Annotated in this window: 12 protein-coding genes; 9 read left to right on the top strand and 3 right to left on the bottom strand. The window is 72.5% G+C overall.

The annotated features are described in order from the left end of the window. The first annotated feature begins 14 nt into the window (after window positions 1-14). Window positions 15-886, top strand: a protein-coding gene (locus GCU69_RS14675) for an IS5 family transposase (protein WP_408055805.1) whose coding sequence is annotated in 2 segments (ribosomal slippage) — window positions 15-398 and window positions 401-886 — 870 coding nt in all. Because the reading frame shifts where the segments join, the coding sequence is not laid out codon by codon here. A gap of 12 nt (window positions 887-898) precedes the next feature. On the opposite strand, the gene GCU69_RS14670 is transcribed toward GCU69_RS14675, so the two are convergent. Further along, a complete protein-coding gene (locus GCU69_RS14670) occupies window positions 899-1,246 on the bottom strand; it encodes a hypothetical protein (protein ID WP_156206302.1) in 348 nt (115 codons plus the stop codon). Window positions 1,247-1,584: 338 nt separating this feature from the next. Between GCU69_RS14670 and GCU69_RS14665 the strand changes: the two genes are divergently transcribed. Next, entirely contained in the window at window positions 1,585-2,622 is a 1,038-nt protein-coding gene (locus GCU69_RS14665; protein ID WP_098755309.1) for an RICIN domain-containing protein, read from the top strand. Between the two features lie 259 nt (window positions 2,623-2,881). On the opposite strand, the gene GCU69_RS14660 is transcribed toward GCU69_RS14665, so the two are convergent. Beyond that, window positions 2,882-4,129, bottom strand: a complete 1,248-nt coding sequence (locus GCU69_RS14660; protein WP_235978482.1) for an ROK family transcriptional regulator — start codon at window positions 4,127-4,129, stop codon at window positions 2,882-2,884. 400 nt (window positions 4,130-4,529) lie between these two features. Here GCU69_RS14660 and GCU69_RS14655 point away from each other — a divergent pair, with 400 nt between their 5' ends. From GCU69_RS14655 to GCU69_RS14635, 5 genes are all read left to right on the top strand, one after another. Then, window positions 4,530-6,221 carry an ABC transporter substrate-binding protein gene (locus GCU69_RS14655; RefSeq protein ID WP_156206301.1) on the top strand — a complete coding sequence of 564 codons (1,692 nt, stop codon included), beginning with the start codon at window positions 4,530-4,532 and terminating at the stop codon, window positions 6,219-6,221. A 73-nt stretch (window positions 6,222-6,294) separates the two neighbouring features. Next, window positions 6,295-7,284, top strand: a complete 990-nt coding sequence (locus GCU69_RS14650) for an ABC transporter permease (protein ID WP_098755312.1) — start codon at window positions 6,295-6,297, stop codon at window positions 7,282-7,284. Between the two features lie 19 nt (window positions 7,285-7,303). After that, the gene (locus GCU69_RS34565) at window positions 7,304-9,436 is read left to right on the top strand and encodes a dipeptide/oligopeptide/nickel ABC transporter permease/ATP-binding protein (RefSeq protein WP_306474103.1); all 2,133 of its coding nucleotides are present in this window, start codon (window positions 7,304-7,306) and stop codon (window positions 9,434-9,436) included. Further along, window positions 9,433-10,560 carry an ABC transporter ATP-binding protein gene (locus GCU69_RS14640; protein WP_156206300.1) on the top strand — a complete coding sequence of 376 codons (1,128 nt, stop codon included), beginning with the start codon at window positions 9,433-9,435 and terminating at the stop codon, window positions 10,558-10,560. The genes GCU69_RS34565 and GCU69_RS14640 overlap by 4 nt, the downstream gene beginning before the upstream one ends. Next, window positions 10,538-12,649 (top strand): alpha-galactosidase, encoded by a 2,112-nt coding sequence (locus tag GCU69_RS14635; protein ID WP_235978481.1) that lies wholly within the window; start codon window positions 10,538-10,540, stop codon window positions 12,647-12,649. The genes GCU69_RS14640 and GCU69_RS14635 overlap by 23 nt, the downstream gene beginning before the upstream one ends. Window positions 12,650-12,750: 101 nt before the next feature. Here the strand turns inward: GCU69_RS14635 and GCU69_RS14630 are convergent, their stop codons facing one another. Further along, window positions 12,751-14,943: an alpha-galactosidase gene (locus GCU69_RS14630; protein WP_098755315.1), complete on the bottom strand. Its 2,193-nt coding sequence runs from the start codon at window positions 14,941-14,943 to the stop codon at window positions 12,751-12,753. Between the two features lie 362 nt (window positions 14,944-15,305). Between GCU69_RS14630 and GCU69_RS14625 the strand changes: the two genes are divergently transcribed. Together GCU69_RS14625 and GCU69_RS14620 are read left to right on the top strand one after the other, a co-directional pair. Continuing rightward, window positions 15,306-17,816 (top strand): glycoside hydrolase family 2 protein, encoded by a 2,511-nt coding sequence (locus GCU69_RS14625; protein ID WP_156206298.1) that lies wholly within the window; start codon window positions 15,306-15,308, stop codon window positions 17,814-17,816. Beyond that, the gene (locus GCU69_RS14620) at window positions 17,817-18,734 is read left to right on the top strand and encodes a LacI family DNA-binding transcriptional regulator (RefSeq protein WP_098755220.1); all 918 of its coding nucleotides are present in this window, start codon (window positions 17,817-17,819) and stop codon (window positions 18,732-18,734) included. It abuts the gene before it with no gap. Window positions 18,735-18,764: the final 30 nt, after the last annotated feature.

Here is an 18,764-nt window from a genome sequence, read left to right as displayed (position 1 = left end):
CTAGGCAGTTTCGTTTGGATCAGTCGGTCGTTGGTCCGGGTGTGCCGTTGACTGATGCGCAGTGGGCGCGGATCGAGCCGTTGCTCCCGGACCGGACACCGAAGCGGGGTGGGCGCTGGCGGGATCATCGCCAGATGATCGACGCGATCGCCTACAAGTTCCAGACCGGCACGCAGTGGGTGCACCTGCCGGAGAGGTACGGCAACTGGCGGGGCGTCTACAACCGGTTGCGGATGTGGGCCTTGGACGGCACCTGGGAGCGGGTGTTCACCGCCCTGGTTGCCCAGGCCGACGCGGATGAGGACCTGAGCTGGGCCGTGTCGGTGGACTCCACGATCGTGCGGGCTCACCAGCACGCGGCCGGAGCTCGTAAAAAGGGGCCCCGGTCGGCGAGCCGGACGACCACGCCATCGGTCGCTCCCGCGGCGGGCTGACCACGAAAATTCACCTTGCTGCCGATGCCCGCTGTCGGCCGCTCGCGTTCGTCCTCACCGCCGGACAGGCCGGCGACGCGCCCGCCTTCGCTGGTGTCATGGCCCGCCTGCGTGTTCCTCGACGGCGCGGTCGTCCGCGCACCAGGCCGGACGTAGTCCTGGCCGACAAGGCCTACTCATCTCGCGCGATCCGCGCCCACCTGCGCAAACGCGGTATCCGGGCGGTGATCCCCATCCCGGCGGACCAGCGGAACCACCGGCTGCGACGCGGCAGCCAAGGCGGCAGGCCACCGGCCTTCGACCGTGAAGCCTACAAGCAGCGCAACACCGTCGAGCGGTGCATCAACCGCCTCAAGCAGTGGCGCGGCATCGCCACCCGCTACGAGAAGACCGCCACCATCTACCTGGCCGGACTCCACATTGCTGGCATCTTCCTATGGTCTGCCCGCTGAGAGAAAGGCAGCTCACGGCCGGAGGCGTTCCGCCTGCGGATCGAAGCAGACAAGTCCATGCTCGCGAGCCAGCGCAGAGGCGTACTCGGACACCTCCTCAGCCTTGCCATAAGACATGAGCAGGTACACCATCGGCCCCGATGCCTCCCCAATGACCGGCGGTGACGCCCATACGCCACTGCCCTCGTCGTCCGGGTACCGCGCGACGAGGGCTTCCACGTAGGCCACGATGCGCGGCACCGGAGGTACGACAACATCGTCCGACTCTAGGTAGCGCTCGAAGAGCTCGTCGTAGGTCGAGCCCGCTTGGCCGTCGTTGAGTGGACGGTCGCCGTCCCACACCGCAAGGTCATAGCTCACCAGCGCATCGTCGCAGGCGGCAGCTCCATCGGAATCAGCAGGCCCTGAAATCGAACCGTCACCAAGTGATCCGAAAGAGAGCTCCTAAGGGCGAACTGCCCGCCGCACGCCCGGTTTTCGCGCTCCGCCCATGCCATCCAGCCAGGGGGTTCCGCTTGACACCGCCCGCCCGCAGGGGCTTGACCAGGACGTCAGCCGTCATCCTCGCCACACTGTCCGTCACGTTCGGACTGGCCGTCCAGGCCGGCACGGCGCAGGCCGGCACAGGCGAGGCCGCAACGGCGCGAAAGGCCGCAGCGCGGACAGCCGCAGCGCAGCCGGATACGGCGCAGCCAGGTATGGCGCGGACAGATGCAGCGCAGCCGGGTACGGCGCAGACAGCCGCAGCGCAGCCGGGTACGGCGGAGAAGAGCACGGTCCGGGCCCGTGACCCGGCCCTGAGCGGACTGACGTTCACCTCGGCCAACAGCGGCCTGAACCTGGACGTGCAGAACGGCAACACCGGGGACGGCGTCTTCGTCGTCACCAACTCCGCGCCCGGGTACCACCAGCGGTGGAGCGCCGCCCCGCGCGCCGACGGGTCGTTCACGCTCGTCAACGACGGCACCGGCAAGTGCCTCCAGACCGGTCTTCCGCTCAGGCAGCAGTCCTGTTCCGGGGCGGCCGGCCAGCGCTGGTACTTCCAGCCGGTGAACGGCGCCGCCGACACCTTCATGCTCCGCAACGCCGGAGACCACAAGTGCGTCGACGTCGTCCTGGGCGCCCAGCACGAGGACGCGTGGACCCAGACGTACGACTGCAACGGCACCGAGCCGCAGCAGTGGCGGATCCCCGCGTCGGCGAGCGGCGCCGCGTTCGAGGCCGCCGTGGACCACGCCGCGGAGCGCTGCCGGGGCGACGCGTCGACCTGCTCCTGGTCGAAGGGCACCCAGGCCCCGGCCGAACCGCTGCCCAAGGTGTGCGTGTCGCCGGTCTGGTACAACGGCACCGACGCGCCGGTGCCGTGGACGTTCTCGCTGACCACCACGTCCGGCTGGTCGAGCAGGATCGGCGTGTCCTTCACCACGGAGGTCGGCGCGGGGGAGCCGAGCCCGGTGCAGGCCAAGGTCAGTTACTCCGTCAACGGCGAGGTCACCTATGACCTGAGCCAGGAGCTCGGCAACAGCCTGGAGATCACCGTGCCCTCGCGGCACTACGGCTGGGTGGCGCTGTCGGAACTGGCGACGACGGTGACCGGCGAGTGGACGTTCGACGCGAACGGCCACCCGTGGACGGCGGAGGACTCCGTCACCGTTCCGCTGATGAGTGACGACCAGGGCCGGACCAGCGTCTATCTGGCCCAGACCAGCCCGGAGTTCACGACCTGCCGCAGCTAGCCGGGCGGCCGGAGGGACACCCGGACGGGCAACCGGGCCGCCGGCCGGACGGACAGTCCCACGGACACCCGGAGGGACACCCGTACGGAAAGCCGTACGGAAAGCCGTACGGAAAGCCGTACGGAAAGCCGTACGGAAAGCGGTACGGGAAGCCGTAAGGCCGAACGGCGCGGACGGCGGCACCGACGCCGGCACGGACAGGGGCTCGCACCATGGTGTGCGGGCCCCTGCGCGCCTTCCGGCCGCCGGGGTGCCCTCGTCAGCCGCCGGCCGCACCCGTACGCGCCGTCCCGCCCGGCTCCGCGTCGGACAGGTCCTCCGGCAGCCGCAGCCCCTGCCGCAGCGGGACCAGCTCGCTCTGGAGCACCATCGTGGCCGCCCCGATCGCCGGGGCCGTCGCGGCCGAGGTGGAGAGCCGCACGGTGACCGGGTGGGTGGCGCGGGAGAAGAACGCGCGGTCCATCTCCTCCTGCACGACCGGCAGATACGTCGATCCGGCGATGGCCAGGCTGGGACCGGTGAGGACGAGCAGCTCCAGGTCCATGATGTTGGCCAGGGTGCGGGCCGCGACCGCGAGGTGGCGGGCCGAGCGGTCCAGGATGGCGCGGGCCGCCGGCTGTCCGGCCCGCGCCGCGCGGGCCACGGCCGCGAACTCCGCGACCACGGACGGACGCGACGGCTCCCCGTCGCCGTCGGTCAGGCCCGCCGCCCGCGCCAGCTCCGCGTCCGCGCGGGCCGCCGCCACGACCGCGGCCGGTCCGGCGAGGACCTCGGTGCAGCCGTACGCGCCGCACCAGCACTCGGGGCCGTCCACGTCGAGGCAGATGTGCCCGATCTCGCCCGCGTTGCCGCTGGCACCGCGGTAGGTGAGGCCGTTGACGAGCAGCCCGGCGCCGATGCCGGTGCCCATGTAGAGGGCGGCGAAGGTCGAGCTGCCGCCGACGACCCCGGACCAGTGCTCGCCGAGGGCGGCGGCGGTGGCGTCGTTGTCCAGCACGACCGGCAGCCGGGTGGCCTCCTCCAGCGCCCGGTCCAGCGGGAAGTCCTCCCAGGGCCGCATCGCGGGCGGGGTGAGGCGCATCCCGCTGGTCGGGGTGAGCGGTCCGGGGGAGACGAGGCCGAGGCCCATCACCAGGTCCCGGTCCACGCCGACGCCCTCGATGAGCGCGTCCACCTCGCGGGCCATCCGCTCCACGACGACGGGCGGGTCCTCGGCTCCGGCGCCGGCGCGGGACATGCGGGCGACGACCGAGCCGCCGAGGTTCGTCAGGACGTACGTGATGCCGGCGATGTCGAGATGGACGCCGACCGCGTACCGCGCGCTCTGGTTGAGCTGGAGCAGCACCCGGGGCTTGCCGCCGGTGGACTCGGCGCGGCCGGTCTCCAGGACCAGGCCGTCGTCGATGAGGCGCCGGACGACGGTCGAGATGGTGGCGCCGGTGAAGCCGGTGGCGCGGACGAGCCCGACCCGGCTGATGGTGCCCGCCGCGCGGATCACGTCGAGCACGGCCGACCTGCTGCTCGTATGAGGTGTGGCCTGAGCCGGTCCGGTCACTGGGTTCCTCCGCCTGCGCCTGGGTGCGCCGCTCACGATATCCGGGGCGTCCGGCGGCGGGTCGCACCGGCGGAACGTGCTTACTTTAGTTGACTTACGAAGTCCCTGCCCGAAGTCGCCGCCCGGTGCCGGTCATTCCGGCCGGAGAGGCCGCAGTGCCGCCCGCCCCCGTCCGGTCACGGAGTGGTCACGGAGCGGTTGCGTGTCGTGGGACCCCCGGGATCCCGGTGTCACCGGGGTATTGACTTTCTTTATTCGGCGTCTTAACAATCTCGAAACGACCTCACGACGCCCACAACGGGCGGGCGCACCGGGCACGTCGGAGTGCCGGCCAGTGATGAGAGGACCGACTATGTTCCTGCAGGCAAAGCGCCGGCGCGTGCGCACGGCGTCCGTCGGCATGGCGGCCGCGGCCGCGCTGCTGGCCGGCGGATGCTCCGGCTCGGGCGGCGGCTCGTCGTCGGGCGGCGACGACACCCTGGTCGCCTTCACCGGCCAGTCCGGCGACTACCAGGCGAACTTCAACCCGTACTCGCCGAGCATGATCGACGGGCCGGGCACCATCTTCGAGTCGCTGTTCTTCTACAACGTCACCGGCGAGACGGAGCCGAAGCCGCTGCTCGGCACCGAGTTCTCCTGGAACGAGGACGGCACCGAACTGTCCGTCACCCTGCGCGGCGACGTGAAGTGGAGCGACGGCGAGCAGTTCACCGCCGACGACGTCGTCTTCACGCTGGACATGATCACCAAGCACCCGTCCATGAACAACACCGGCTACCAGGGCAAGGCCGAGGCGGTCGACGACACCCATGTGAAGATCACCTTCGACGACCCGGCCTACATGGAGGGCCCGCAGCTCCTCGGCAAGATCTGGATCGTGCCCGAGCACATCTGGGGCAAGATCAAGGACCCGTCGAAGGACGTCATGAAGGAGCCCGTCGGCACGGGCCCGTTCAAGCTCGACAGCTTCAAGCCGCAGGCCTTCACCCTCGCCGCCAACCCCGGCTACTGGGGTGGCGAGCCGGAGCTGAAGAAGGTCCGCTACCTCTCGCTCTCCGGCAACCAGTCCGGCGCCGACGCCCTCGCCGCCGGGAAGATCGACTGGCAGACCGGCCCGGTGCCCGACATCCAGAACGTCGAGAAGAACTACCCGGGCTACAAGGCCGTCACGGTCCCGATGAACCAGACCGTCCTGATGACCTGCTCCAACGCCGACCTCGGCTGCAAGGGCCCGCAGACCGACCCGGCCGTCCGCCGGGCGATCTATCACGCCCTGGACCGCGAGCAGATCAACTCCCTCGCCTTCCAGGGCACCTCCTCCGAGATCTCACCCGGGTTCGCCCTCCCCGAGCGCGACAAGGAGATGGTGTCGAAGGAGCTGGAGAACGACATCGCGCCGATGAAGCCGGACGCGAACCGGGCCACGGAGATCCTGGAGGAGGCCGGCTACCGGAAGGGCTCCGACGGCATCTACGCCAGGAACGGCAAGAAGCTGGAGCTGGGGGTCAAGGTCGTCACCGGCTGGACCGACTACATCACCGCGCTGGACACCATCGGCCAGCAGCTGAAGAAGGCCGGCATCAAGATCACGCCGCAGCAGCTGTCCTGGAACGAGTGGTCCGACACCCGCGCCCAGGGCGAGTACGAGCTGATCATCGACTCCCTGTACCCGGGCCCGGCGCCCGACCCGTACTACGTTTACAGCTACTTCTACAGCTCCTCCTCCACGGCACCGGTCGGCGAGGCGGCGAACCCGAACTTCTCGCGCTACAAGAGCGCGGCCGTCGACAAGGCCCTCGCCGAGCTGAAGAAGATCGACAGCGAGGACACCGAGGCGCGGCAGCCGCACTACGACACCATCCAGACCACGCTGGAGCAGGACATGCCGTACATCCCGGTGCTCACCGGCGGCACCACCAGCGAGTACAACGCCGAGCAGTTCACCGGCTGGCCGACGGAGGACGACCTCTACGCCTTCCCGGCCATCTGGAGCCGTCCCGACCACGCGCAGATCTTCATGTCGCTGAAGCCCGCCGGCAAGTGACGCGGCGGTGACGGCGGACCGGTGAGTCGAGTGGTTTCGAGGAGGAGCCCGTGGTGATTGGCGGCAGGCATCGATGAGGTACTACATCCGGAAGCTGGCGTTCTATGTGGTCGCGCTGTGGGCGGCCCTGACGCTGAACTTCTTCATCCCGAGGCTGATGCCGGGCAATCCGGTGGACACCCTGATGGCGAGGCTTCAGCAACGCGGCGGCTCGGTGGACCCGTCGGTGCGCCGGGCCTACGAGCTACTCCTCGGAACCGACACCCAGCAGCCCCTGTGGGACCAGTACGTCGCGTATCTGGGCAATCTCGTCAGGGGCGACCTGGGCATCTCGGTCAGCGTCTTCCCGACGCCGGCCTCCGAAGTGATCTTCCAGTCGCTGCCCTGGACCATCGTGCTGGTGGGCATCGCGACGCTGATGTCCTTCGCGCTCGGCATCGTGCTCGGCACGGTCGTCGGCTGGAAGCGCGGCACCTGGCTCGACTCACTGGTGCCCGCCACGACGGTGCTGGCCGCCGTCCCCTACTTCTGGCTGGCGCTGATCCTGGTCGCGGTCTTCGGCTCGGCACTGCGCTGGTTCCCGCTGCTCGGCGGCTACGACGTGGTCTTCGACCCGGGCTGGAACGCCGAGTTCGTCCAGTCAGCGATCTTCCACGGCACGCTGCCCGCGCTGACCATCGTCATCTCCTCGGTCGGCGGCTGGCTGCTCGGCATGCGGAACATGATGGTCTCGGCCATGTCCGAGGACTACATCCTCACCGCCCGGGCGAAGGGCCTGCGCAACAGCCGGATCATGACGCACTACGCCGCGCGGAACGCGGTCCTGCCCTCCGTCGCCGGATTCGCGATCTCCCTGGGCTTCGTCGTCTCCGGGTCGATCCTCACCGAGCAGGTGTTCTCCTACCCCGGCATCGGCGGGAAGCTCCTACAGGCCGTGCAGAACAACGACTACGCCCTGATGCAGGGCATCTTCCTGGTGATCACCGTGGCCGTGCTGGGCGCCAACCTCGTCGTCGACCTGCTCTACGGACTCATCGACCCCCGTACCCGAGCCGGCCAGTGACAGCCAAGGAGCCGACACCGTGACGAATCTCAGCCCGGCCACCACCGAGGCGGCCGACGGCACCGAGGCGGACCCGGCAGCCGCGACCGGTGCCCCGACACCCTCCGGCCGCCCCCGCAGCGGCCTGCGTTCCCTGGTCCCCAGCTGGTCGCCGAAGCTCGCCGTGGGCCTCGGCCTGGTCTGTGCCATCGCCCTGTGGGGCCTGCTCGGGCCGCTGTTCACGGGCGACCCGGACACCGTCCGCAACATCAGCATGACCCCGCCGAGCGGAGACTTCCTCCTCGGCACCACCCAGACCGGCCAGGACGTCCTCGCCCAACTCGCCCAGGCCACCCGCGGATCGCTCCAGATCGGCCTGCTGGTCGGCGTCCTGGCGACGATGCTGTCCGCGTTCTTCGGCATCATCGGCGGATACGTCGGCGGTGCCGTCGACGAGGGCTTCTCCCTCCTCTCCAACGTCATGCTGGTCATTCCCGGCCTGCCGCTGGTCATCGTCATCGCCGGGTTCGTGCCCGCCGACCAGCGCGGCTGGTGGACCATCGCCATCGTGCTGGCCATCACCGGCTGGGCGGCGTCCTCCCGGGTGCTGCGCGCCCAGACCCTCTCGCTGCGCAACCGCGACTACGTCGCCGCGGCCAAGGTCGCCGGCGAGAAGCCGTGGCGCGTGGTGACCGTGGAGATCCTGCCCAATCTGCTGCCGCTGCTGGCCTCGCAGTTCGTCTTCGCCGTCATCCTGGCGATCCTCAGCGAGGCGGGCCTGGCCTTCCTCGGCCTCGGGGCGTCGAACTCCTCGACGCTCGGCACGATGCTCTACTACGCCCAGAACGGCTTCGCGCTCCAGCGCGGCGCCTGGTGGTGGTTCGTGCCGCCCGGCATGATCATCGCGCTCTTCGGCTGCGGTCTGGCACTGATCAACTTCTCCATCGACGAAATCATCAACCCCAAGCTGCGCAACGTTTCGAAGGCCGGGGGCGGCGGGCGCGAACTCATCGCGAGCGGCGCCGTCGGCGCGGGCGCGAACGCGGGTGCGGGCCCGGCTGCGAACGCGGGTGCGGGAGACGGCGGGGACAGCGCCGCCCCGGCAGCCGCCGTCCCCGCCGGCTCCGGCGCCGAGCACGTCCACGCCGACCCCGTGCTCACCGTCCGCAACCTCAATGTCGTCTACCAGGTCGAGTCGCCCGTGCACGCCGTCAAGGACGTCTCGCTGACCCTGGGACGCGGCGAGATCCTGGGGCTGGCGGGGGAGTCCGGCTGCGGCAAGACGACCCTGGCGTACGCGATCAACCGGCTGCACCGGCCGCCGGCCGAGGTGACGTCCGGCTCCGTCGTCCTCCACGACCGCGAGGGGGACGACATCGACGTGCTGGGCCTCGCGAGCGAGGAACTCCGCAGCTTCCGCTGGTCCAAGCTGTCGATGGTCTTCCAGGGCGCGATGAACGCCCTCAACCCGGTCATCTCCGTCCACGCCCAGCTCGACGACGTACTCACCACCCACCGGCCCGAGATGTCGCGCGCCGCGCGCAGGGAGCGCTGCACCGAGGTGCTGCGCCTCGTCGGTGTCGACCCGCGGCGGCTCGACTCGTATCCGCACGAGCTGTCCGGCGGCATGCGGCAGCGCGTGATGATCGCCATGGCGCTGCTGCTCGACCCGCAGGTCATGATCATGGACGAGCCGACCACGGCGCTCGACGTGGTGGTCCAGCGCGGCATCCTCCGCGAGATCCTGCGGTTCCGCGACGAGCTGGGCTTCGCCGTCGTCTTCATCACCCACGACCTGCCGCTGCTGCTGGAGCTGAGCGACCGGATCGCCGTCATGCGCGAGGGCGAGGTCGTCGAGTACGCCGCCGCCGAGGAACTGCACCGGCAGCCCCGGCACCCCTACACCCGGCAGCTGCTGGACTCCTTCCCGAGCCTGACCGGCGAACGCGGCTCCTTCATCCGTACCGGCGAGGACCGCGACCGGGAGCCGGCGGACGGTCCGCGCACCGGCGGTCCGCGCGCGGACAGCCCCCACACCGACAGCCCGCGCACGGAAAGCCCGCGCATCGACAGCTCGCACACGGACAGTGCGCGCACCGGCGGGGCAGCGGCCGCCGGCATCACCGACGGCCCCGGCGCCGAACAGCACCCGAACGAGAGGGCTCCGCGATGACCACGCTCGAGGTCCGCGACCTGGTGAAGGACTTCTCCATCCGCTCCGGCCTGCGGCACTCCAGGCTCCGCGCGGTGGACAACGTGTCCTTCACCCTCGAACCCGGCCGCACCGTCGCGCTCGTCGGCGAGTCCGGGTCGGGCAAGTCCACCGTCGCCCGGATGATCGCGCGGCTGGAGCGGCCCACCGCCGGACGGATCACCGCCACCGCCCCCGGCGGCGCCCCGGTCGACCGCCGGCACTACCGGGACCACGTCCAGATGGTCTTCCAGGACCCCTTCGCCTCGCTCAACCCCTTCCACACCATCGAGCACCACCTGGTGCGCCCGCTCAAACTGCACGGGCGCGCCGGGAAGAAGGCCGAGACCCGCGCCCTGGTCGAACAGCTGCTGGAGCGCGTCAACCTCACCCCCGCCGCCAACGTCGCCCAGCGCCGCCCGCACGAACTCTCCGGCGGCCAGCGCCAGCGCGTCGCCATCGCCCGCGCGCTGGCCCCCGGGGCGCAGGTCGTCATCGCCGACGAACCCGTCTCCATGCTGGACGTCTCCATCCGGCTCGGCGTGCTCAACCTGCTCGCCCGGCTCCAGCGCGAGGACGACCTCGCCGTCCTCTACATCACCCACGACCTGGCCACGGCCCGGCACTTCTCCGACGAGATCCTGGTGATGTACCGCGGACGGGTCGTCGAACGCGGCGCCGCGGACGACGTGATCCTCAATCCGCAGCACCCCTACACCCAGCTGCTCGCCGCGGCGGCGCCCAACCCCGACGCCGCCCGCGGCCGGGCCGGCGGGCTCACCGGGGCCGCGGTCGAACCCGCCGGGGCCCGGGCGGTGCCGCTCGCCGACGCGGGCTGCAACTTCCGCGACCGCTGCCCCAGGGTGATGGACGTCTGCTCGAAGCCGGTGCGGGACCACGCCGTCGGCGACGGCCACTTCGCCAAGTGCTGGCTGCACGCGGGCGGGCCGGGCGGCCCCGAGGGTGCCCCGGGGGCCTCCGCCGGCGGCGGCCCTGCCGGTGCGGAGAAGGACGCCGCAAAGGACGCCGGAAAAGATGCCGGAAAGGGTGCCGCAAAGGACGCCGGAAAGGACGGTGGGGGCCGTGCTGGCGTGGTCCGCCGGTGACGTCCGGCTGGTCCTGCGCACCGGCGGGGACCGGCCCGTCGCCCTGCTGTCGCTGCGCCCGGCCGGGCTCCCGGCCGCGCGGCCCGCGGGCGACCCGGCGGAGGCCGCACCGCTCGTCGAGATCCAGGCACTCGGCCACGGCCGCTTCCCCGGCAGCCACCGCTACGCCGACACGGTCACCGGTGCCCGGCTGCGCTACGTACGGCACACCACCTGCCGCACCGGCGGCGCCGCCGAGCTGCGCGTCCTCCAGCGGGACCCGGTCACCGGTCTGCTCGTCACCAGTGTCTTCCGGGCCGCCGACGGGGTGCCGGCGGTGCGGGCCTGGACGGAGGTCGCAGCCGAGGGGCCGGGCACCGTCCGGCTCCAGGCCGTCACCTCGTTCGTCACCGGCGCCTTCCTCGCGGACGCCGGGCGCACCGTGGACACCTGCGACCTGCTGCACGGCGACTCCGACTGGGTCGCCGAGAACCGCTGGCACCGCACCCCGCTGCGCGCGGCGGGCCTCGTCGCCATGGACCCGGAGATCCATCACCACCCGCCGCGCGGCCGCTTCGCGCTGACCTCGCGCAGCTCCTGGTCCACCGGGGAGCACCTGCCGACCGGGGCGCTGGTCGCGCGGGACGACGCCTGGTCGGTGGCCTGGCAGATCGAGCACAACGGCGGCTGGCACTGGGAGGTCGGCGAGCGGCGCACCGGGGCGTACGTGGCCCTGCTCGGGCCGACCGACGCCGAGCACCAGTGGAGCACCACCGTGGGGGCGGGGCGGGAGTTCAGCTCCGTGCCGGTGTCCGTGGCCGTGGCCGCCGGCGGCGTCGACGACGCCATGGCGGCGCTCACCCGCCAGCGCCGGGCGCTGCGCGCGGGCCGGCCCGACCGGCGGCGTCTCCCGGTGGTCTTCAACGACTACATGAACACCCTGATGGGCGACCCGACCACCGAGAAGCTGCTGCCGCTGATCGACGCCGCCGCCGAGGCGGGCGCCGACTACTACTGCGTGGACGCCGGCTGGTACGACGAGGACGGCAACTGGTGGGTGAGCGTGGGCGCGTGGCAGCCCTCGGCGACCCGCTTCCCCGGCGGGCTGGGCGAGGTCACCGACCGGATCCGGGAGCGCGGCATGGTGCCGGGCCTGTGGCTGGAGCCGGAGGTCGTGGGCGTGGAGTCACCGGTCGCGGCCGCGCTGCCCGACGAGGCGTTCTTCCAGCGGTACGGCGCCCGCGTCGTCGAACACGGCCGCCACCACCTGGACCTGCGGCACCCGGCGGCACGGGCCCATGTCGACGCGGTGGTGGACCGGCTCGTCGCCGACTTCGGAGTCGGCTTCCTCAAGCTCGACCACAACATCATGCCGGGGCCGGGCACCGATCTCGGCGGCACGTCCCCGGGCGAGGGGCTGCTCGCACACAACCGGGCCCATCTCGACTGGCTCGACTCCCTCCTCGAACGCCACCCCCGGCTGCTGATCGAGAACTGCGCCTCGGGCGCGATGCGGATGGACTACGCGATGCTGTCGCGGCTGCACCTGCAGTCCACCTCCGACCAGCAGAACCCGCTGCTCTACCCGCCGGTCGCGGCCGCCGCCCCGGCGTCCGTGCTGCCGGAGCAGGCCGGCAACTGGACCTACGCGCAACAGGACATGACGGAGGAGGAGGCGGCGTTCACCCTCGCCACCGGTGTCCTGGGCCGGCTCTGTCTCGCGGGCCGGCTGGACCTGATGGCTCCCGCGCGGCTCGCCCTCGTCCGGGAGGCGGTCGCCGCGCACAAGGGGCTGCTGCCGCGCATCGCGGAGTCCCTGCCCTGGTGGCCGCTCGGCCTGGCCGGGACGCCCGGGCCGTGGGTGGCGCAGGGCCTGCGGTCGCCGGACGGATCCGAGAGCTGGCTGACGCTGTGGCACCGGCCCGGGGCGGATACGGAGCTGGAGGTGCCCGTACGGCAGCTGCGCGGCGCGGAGGCCGTGGCGGAGGTGCTGTTCCCCGCGGGCGCGCCGGAGTGGCCGCTGCGCTGGGACGCGGAGCGCGGCGTGCTGCACGTGTCCTGCCCGGCGACCGGCCCGGCCGCCCGGGTATTGCGGCTGCGGCGCGGCTGAGGGTGCACCGCCCGCGGCGGGGTGCGGCTCCGCGCGACGGGGGCCCGGCCGTCGAGGCCGGGCCGCCGCTCACCTGCCGCCGCGCGGCGTGGCGGCGGCCGTCAGACGCGGGTCGCGCGCAGCAGCACCAGCCGCTCCGGGAAGAGCACCGGGGCCTGCACCCCGGCGGCTTCCAGCACCCGGCCGGGCAGTTCGACGCCCTCCGGGGTCCACCACGGCAGCGGGACGCCCCACCGGTGGGCGTTGCCGTCCGGCACGTCGCCGGGGGCCTGCGGACGCACCCGGTAGACGGCGTCGCGCTCCAGCCCCGGCAGCCGCACGGGACCCGTCGGGTACTGGTCGGAGCTGCCGTGCGCGACGATCGCGTACAGCGCGTCCGAGCCGTCCTCCGCGACGACGCCGTGCACCTCGACCGCCGGATCGGGATGGTCGCCGTGCACGGCCGTGCCGGTGTGCAGCAGCCCGCGCAGTTCCTTGTAGAGCGCGACCCACTCGGCCAGCCGCGCCACGTCCGCGGGGTCGGCCGCGGTCAGGTCCCACTCGATGCCGAAGTGGCCGAAGAGGGCCGTGCCCGCCCGGAAGTCGAGCGGGTGCCGGCGGTCGGTGGTGTGCGCCAGTCCGGAGCCGACGTGGGTGCCCATCAGCTCCAGCGGGATCAGCGCGTTGGTCCAGCGCTGGATCCGCTGCCGCTCCAGCGCGTCGATGCAGTCGGACACCCAGACCCGGTCGGTGCGCTGGAGGATGCCGAGGTCGACGCGGCCGCCGCCGGAGGAGCAGGACTCGATCTCCACGGCCGGGTGGCGGCGGCGCAGCTCGTCCAGCAGCCGGTAGACGGCCGTGGTCTGGCCGTGCACCCCGGCGCGCCCGGTGGGCCGGTGCCCGGCCTCGACCAGGTCCCGGTTGTGGTCCCACTTGAGACAGCCGATCGGGTACTCGGTGAGCAGGGCGTCCAGGCGTTCCAGGATGTACGCGTACGCCTCCGGCCGGGCCAGGTCGAGCACCTGCTGGGAGCGGGCCGGGCCGGGCAGCCGGTCGCCGGCGGACATGATCCAGTCGGGGTGGGCACGGGCGAGGTCGGAGTCCTCGTTGATCATCTCGGGTTCCACCCAGAGGCCGAACTCCATGCCGAGCCCGGTGACATGGTCGGTGAGCGGGCCGAGGCCGTCCGGCCAGACCTCGTCGGAGACGTACCAGTCGCCGAGCGCCCGACGGTCGTCGCGGCGGGCGCCGAACCAGCCGTCGTCGAGCACGAACCGCTCGGCGCCGACCGCCGCGGCCGCGTCGGCCAGCTGCCGCAGCCGGGTGAGGTCGTGGTCGAAGTAGACGGCTTCCCAGGTGTTGACGACGACCGGGCGGGGCGTGTGCGGATGGTGCGCGCGCGCCCGCAGGTCGCGGTGGAAGCGCGCGGACAGCTCGTCGAGCCCGCGGCCGCCGTACGAGCCGTACTGCCAGGGCGTGTCGTAGCGCTCGCCCGGGGCGAGTTCGACCTCGCCCGCGAGCAGGAGTTCGCCGGAGCCGAGCAGCGAGACGGCGTGGAAGGTGCGTTCGGCGAAGGTGCGGTGGTTGCCGGACCAGGCGGTGTGCACGCCCCAGACCTCGCCGGAGCGGGCGCCGAAGCCGGTGGTGCCCGCGACGAGCAGATGGGCGGCGTCGTATCCGGTGCGGCCGGTGCGGTTCTCGCGCATCCGCAGCCCGTGCGTGAAGGCGGTCCGCTGCGGGTGCCGTTCGCGCAGGTGGTGACCGGTGAAGTCGAGGAGTTCGGTGGCCTCGGGCGGTACGGGCAGGGTGAGGTTGACGGCGTCGACGGTGTAAGGCGTGCCGGCGGTGTTGACGACGGACGCGCGCTGGCGCACCAGGCCGGAGGCGGTGAGTTCCAGTTCCAGCTCCAACTCCAGGCCGGCGGTGTCGTCGGCGGCGCGTACGGTGACCCGGCCGCCCTCGCCGTCCCGCACCGGGCCGCCGCCGATGGCCGTCGTGGCGGCCTCGCGGACCCGGAAGGCCGTGGAGAAGTCCCGGCCGGCGCGGTGGCCCGCGAGCCCGGGGGTGCCGAGCCAGCCCGCCGACTGCTCCGGCAGCACCGCCACGTCCACCGGGCCGTCCACCGAGAAGCCGATCGGCTGGGAGCGCCGGGCGAGCCGCAGGGCGTCCGTCGCGGCGGGGCCGAGGGGGCCGAGATCGGAGCCCCAGTGCAGCACCCGGGGCAGGGTGCCGCCGGTGAGGTCGAGAACGAGACTCACCCCGGCGGCGCGCAGGTGTGCGGTGCCGGAGCCGGGGGAAGCGGGGGGAGTTGCCACGGGATCTTCTTCCTTGCCGTCGGTCGGTGTGCCGGGTCGCAACGATGTTGACTTACTTAATTCAGTGGCGTAAGAATCCAGGACGGGGCCCGTGCCGCACAAGAGGAACCACCGGAAGACTTCTCCCCGCCCCCCGCCCGACGTCTCCCACCCTTCGCCCTCCGCCGTACGGACCGCCCCGTCCCACTCTCCACACCCGATCACACCCATGCCCGACCACCCCGCATCCGACCACCCTCCCCGGGCCGGCCACCCCGGGGCGGCCCCGCCGAGGTGACCGCCCCCGGCCCTCCCCCGCACCTTTCCCTTCTCCGCGAGTGCCGCCGCGCCGCGCGGACCCCCGACCCTGGAGCTGATCGAGGATGATCCGTCAGACCTTGCACGACGGCTGGCAGCTGTCGGCGACCTCGGGCCCGGTCCCCGCGGAGATCGCGGGCCGGACGGTGCCCGCCGCCGTGCCGGGCAGTGCCCATCTGGACCTGCTCGCGGCCGGGCTGATCACGGACCCCTACCTCGACCGCACCGAGGAGGACCTGGTCTGGGCGCACCGCACCGACTGGCGCTACACGCTGTCCTTCACCACCGCGACGCCCGCGGACGGCGAACGCGTCGACCTGGTCTTCGAGGGCCTCGACACCGTCGCGACCGTGGAGCTGAACGGCACGGTGCTCGGCAGCACCGCCAACATGCACCGCTCGTACCGTTTCGACGTACGGGACCTGCTGCGCCCGGGCGGCAACGAGCTGGTGGTCTCCTTCCGCTCCGCCCTGGAGTACGCCGAGGAGGTCGAGCGCGAGCTGGGGCGGCGCGACCACGTCTACCCCCACCCGTTCAACATGGTCCGCAAGATGGCGTGCAGCTTCGGCTGGGACTGGGGCCCGGATTTGCAGACCGCCGGCATCTGGAAGCCCGTGCGCCTGGAGCGCTGGACCGGCGCGCGCATCGCGGGCGTACGCCCCCTGGTGACCGTCGGCGAGGACGGCACCGGACAGGTCGAACTGCACGCCGACATCGAGCGCTCCGGCCGGGCGGCCGACCGCGATCTGCGGCTCACCGCCTCGGTCGGCGGCCACGAGGAAGGGCTGCTCGTCCCCGCGGGCACCGGCTCCGTGACGCTCGCGCTCTCCGTCCCGGACGCCCGGCTGTGGTGGCCCGCCGGCTACGGCGACCAGCCGCTCTACGACCTCTCCGTCGAACTGCGGGAAGCGGGCACCGCCGGCGGCGGCGCCGCGGACGGCCCGGCGCTCGACACGGCCTCCCGCCGCATCGGCTTCCGCACGGTCACCGTCGACACCACGCCCGACGAGACCGGCACCCCCTTCACCGTCGTCGTCAACGGCAGGCCCGTCTTCGTCAAGGGCGCCAACTGGATCCCCGACGACCACTTCCTCACCCGCATCACCCGGGAACGCCTCGAACGCCGCGTCGACCAGGCCGTCGGCGCGCACATGAACCTGCTGCGCATCTGGGGCGGCGGGATCTACGAGACCGAGGACTTCTACGATGTCTGCGACGAGCGGGGCGTCCTCGTCTGGCAGGACTTCCCCTTCGCCTGCGCCTCCTACCCCGAGGAGGAGCCGCTCCGCGGCGAGATCGAGGCGGAGGCCCGCGAGAACGTCGCCCGGCTCAGCTCGCACGCCTCCCTCGCCCTGTGGAACGGCGCCAACGAGAACATGTGGGGCTACTGCGACTGGGGCTGGCCCGAGCAGCTGGAGGGCCGCACCTGGGGCCACGGCTACTACACCGAGCTGCTGCCGCGGATCGTCGCCGAGCTGGACCCGACCCGCTTCTACTCCGCCAACAGCCCGTACAGCCCCGGTTTCGCGCTGGAGACGGTCCACCCCAACGACCAGGACCACGGCACCCGGCACGAGTGGCGGGTGTGGAACGAGCTGGACTACACCACCTACCGCGACCACGTCCCGCGGTTCTGCTCCGAATTCGGCTTCCAGGGCCCGCCCACCTGGGCGACCCTGACGAGCTGGGTGCATGATGAGCCGATGACGCCCACCTCGCCCGGTTTCCTGCTGCACCAGAAGGCGGAGGACGGCAACGGCAAGCTGGACCGCGGCTTCGCCGGACATCTGCCCGAGCCCTCGACCTTCGCGGACTGGCACTGGACGACCCAGCTCAACCAGGCCCGCGCGGTCGCGTTCGGCATCGAGCACTTCCGCTCCTGGTGGCCGCGCACGGCCGGCTCCGTCGTCTGGCAGCTCAACGACTGCTGGCCGGTCACGTCCTGGGCGGCGGTCGACGGCGACGAGCGCCGCAAGCCGCTGTGGTACGGGCTGAAGCACGCCTACGCGCCCCGTCTGCTGACCGTGCAGCCCCGCGAGGGCCGCAGCGTCCTGGTGGCGGTCAACGACGAGGACACCGCCTGGAGGGGGACCGTCCGCACCGAGCGCCGGGCCTTCGACGGCGCGCTGCTGGAGACGGCCGAGACCGAACTGGACGTCGCGCCCCGGTCCGCCGCCACCCTGGACCTGGCGGAGTCGCTGCTCAAGCCGGCCGCGCCGGAGCGGGAGCTGCTGGTCGCGACCGCCGGCGACATCCGCACCGTGCACCTGTTCCGGGAGGACGTCGAACTGGCCTACGACCCGGACCCGCTGAGCGCCCGCGCCGTGCCCGTACCGGGCGGCTACCGGGTGGACGTCACGGCCCGCTCCTTCGCCCGCGACGTCGCCGTGCTCGCCGACCGGCTCGCGCCGGACGCCGAGACCGACGACATGCTCGTCACGCTGCTGGCGGGGGAGACCCGCTCCTTCACGGTGCGCACCGGCGCACGCCTGGACCCGGCCGAGCTGACGGGGCCGTCGGTGCTCCGGTCCGCCAACGCCCTCTGCGCACCGAGCGCACCGGAGGTGTCTTCCTGAGTGTCCGCAACCGACGACGAACGGGCCCGCGCCGGAGCGGTCGGGCTGGTGCTCGCCCGCCCGGCCCGGCTGCTGGGTGTCGAGCCGTTCTTCATGGAGTTCATCGCCGGGATCGAGGAGCGGCTCGCGGAGCGTGAACTGTCCGTGCTGCTGCACGTCGTCGCGCACCAGGAGGCCGAGCTGGCCGCGTACCGGCGGTGGGCCGCGTCCGGGCTGGTCGACGCCGTGGCGGTCGTCAACCTCACCGCTGACGACCGGCGGCCCGCCCTGCTGCGCGAGCTGGAGCTGCCCGCCGTGCTCGTCGGCACCTGGGAGGACGGCCCGGGGACCGCGCGGACTCCCGCCTTTCCGGCCGTGCGCACCGACGACGCCGGACCGGTCCGCGACGCCCTCGCACGGCTGCTGGAACTGGGCCACCGGCGCGTCGCCCGGGTCAGCGGACCCGCCGGGCTGCTGCACACCCGGGCGCGCACCGCAGCGCTCCTGGAGGGCTGCCGGGCGGCGGGGCTGCCGGACCCGGTGGTCGTCGAGGGGGACTACTCGCAGGAGGCGGGGGAGCGGCTGACCGCCGGACTGCTCCGCTCCGCCGACCGGCCCACGGCGATCCTCTACGACAACGACGTGATGGCCGTCGCGGGCCTGTCCGCGGCCCGGGAGCTGGGCGTCCGGGTGCCCGCCGAACTGTCGCTGGTCGCCTGGGACGACTCGACCCTGTGCCGGCTGGCGTCGCCGCCGCTCACGACGATGAGCGTCGACGTGCACCAGTACGGCGTGTCGGTCGCCGAGTCCGTACTCGAACTGGTCGACGGGCTGCCGGTCACCGAACGCCGGTCGCCCACCGCGCGGTGGGTGCCGCGCGGCAGCACGGCCCCGAGCCCCGCCCGCGCGGAGGTGGCGGACGGGGCGGCGGCGCGGTAGCGGCGGCACGGGGCGGCGGGGGTGCCGCGC

Source organism: Streptomyces lycii, from assembly GCF_009735685.1.
Taxonomy (GTDB): domain Bacteria; phylum Actinomycetota; class Actinomycetes; order Streptomycetales; family Streptomycetaceae; genus Streptomyces; species Streptomyces lycii.
The sequence above is the reverse complement of the archived record's forward strand: the minus strand, read 5'-3'. Positions and strand labels throughout refer to the sequence as shown.

Bases quoted from the DNA above. Each gene is read 5' to 3' on its own strand.
- GCU69_RS14650 (WP_098755312.1), top strand. From the start codon at position 6,295: ATGAGGTACTACATCCGGAAGCTGGCGTTCTATGTGGTCGCGCTGTGG.
- GCU69_RS14655 (WP_156206301.1), top strand. From the start codon at position 4,530: ATGTTCCTGCAGGCAAAGCGCCGGCGCGTGCGCACGGCGTCCGTCGGC.
- GCU69_RS14665 (WP_098755309.1), top strand. From the start codon at position 1,585: ATGGCGCGGACAGATGCAGCGCAGCCGGGTACGGCGCAGACAGCCGCA.
- GCU69_RS14625 (WP_156206298.1), top strand. From the start codon at position 15,306: ATGATCCGTCAGACCTTGCACGACGGCTGGCAGCTGTCGGCGACCTCG.
- GCU69_RS14640 (WP_156206300.1), top strand. From the start codon at position 9,433: ATGACCACGCTCGAGGTCCGCGACCTGGTGAAGGACTTCTCCATCCGC.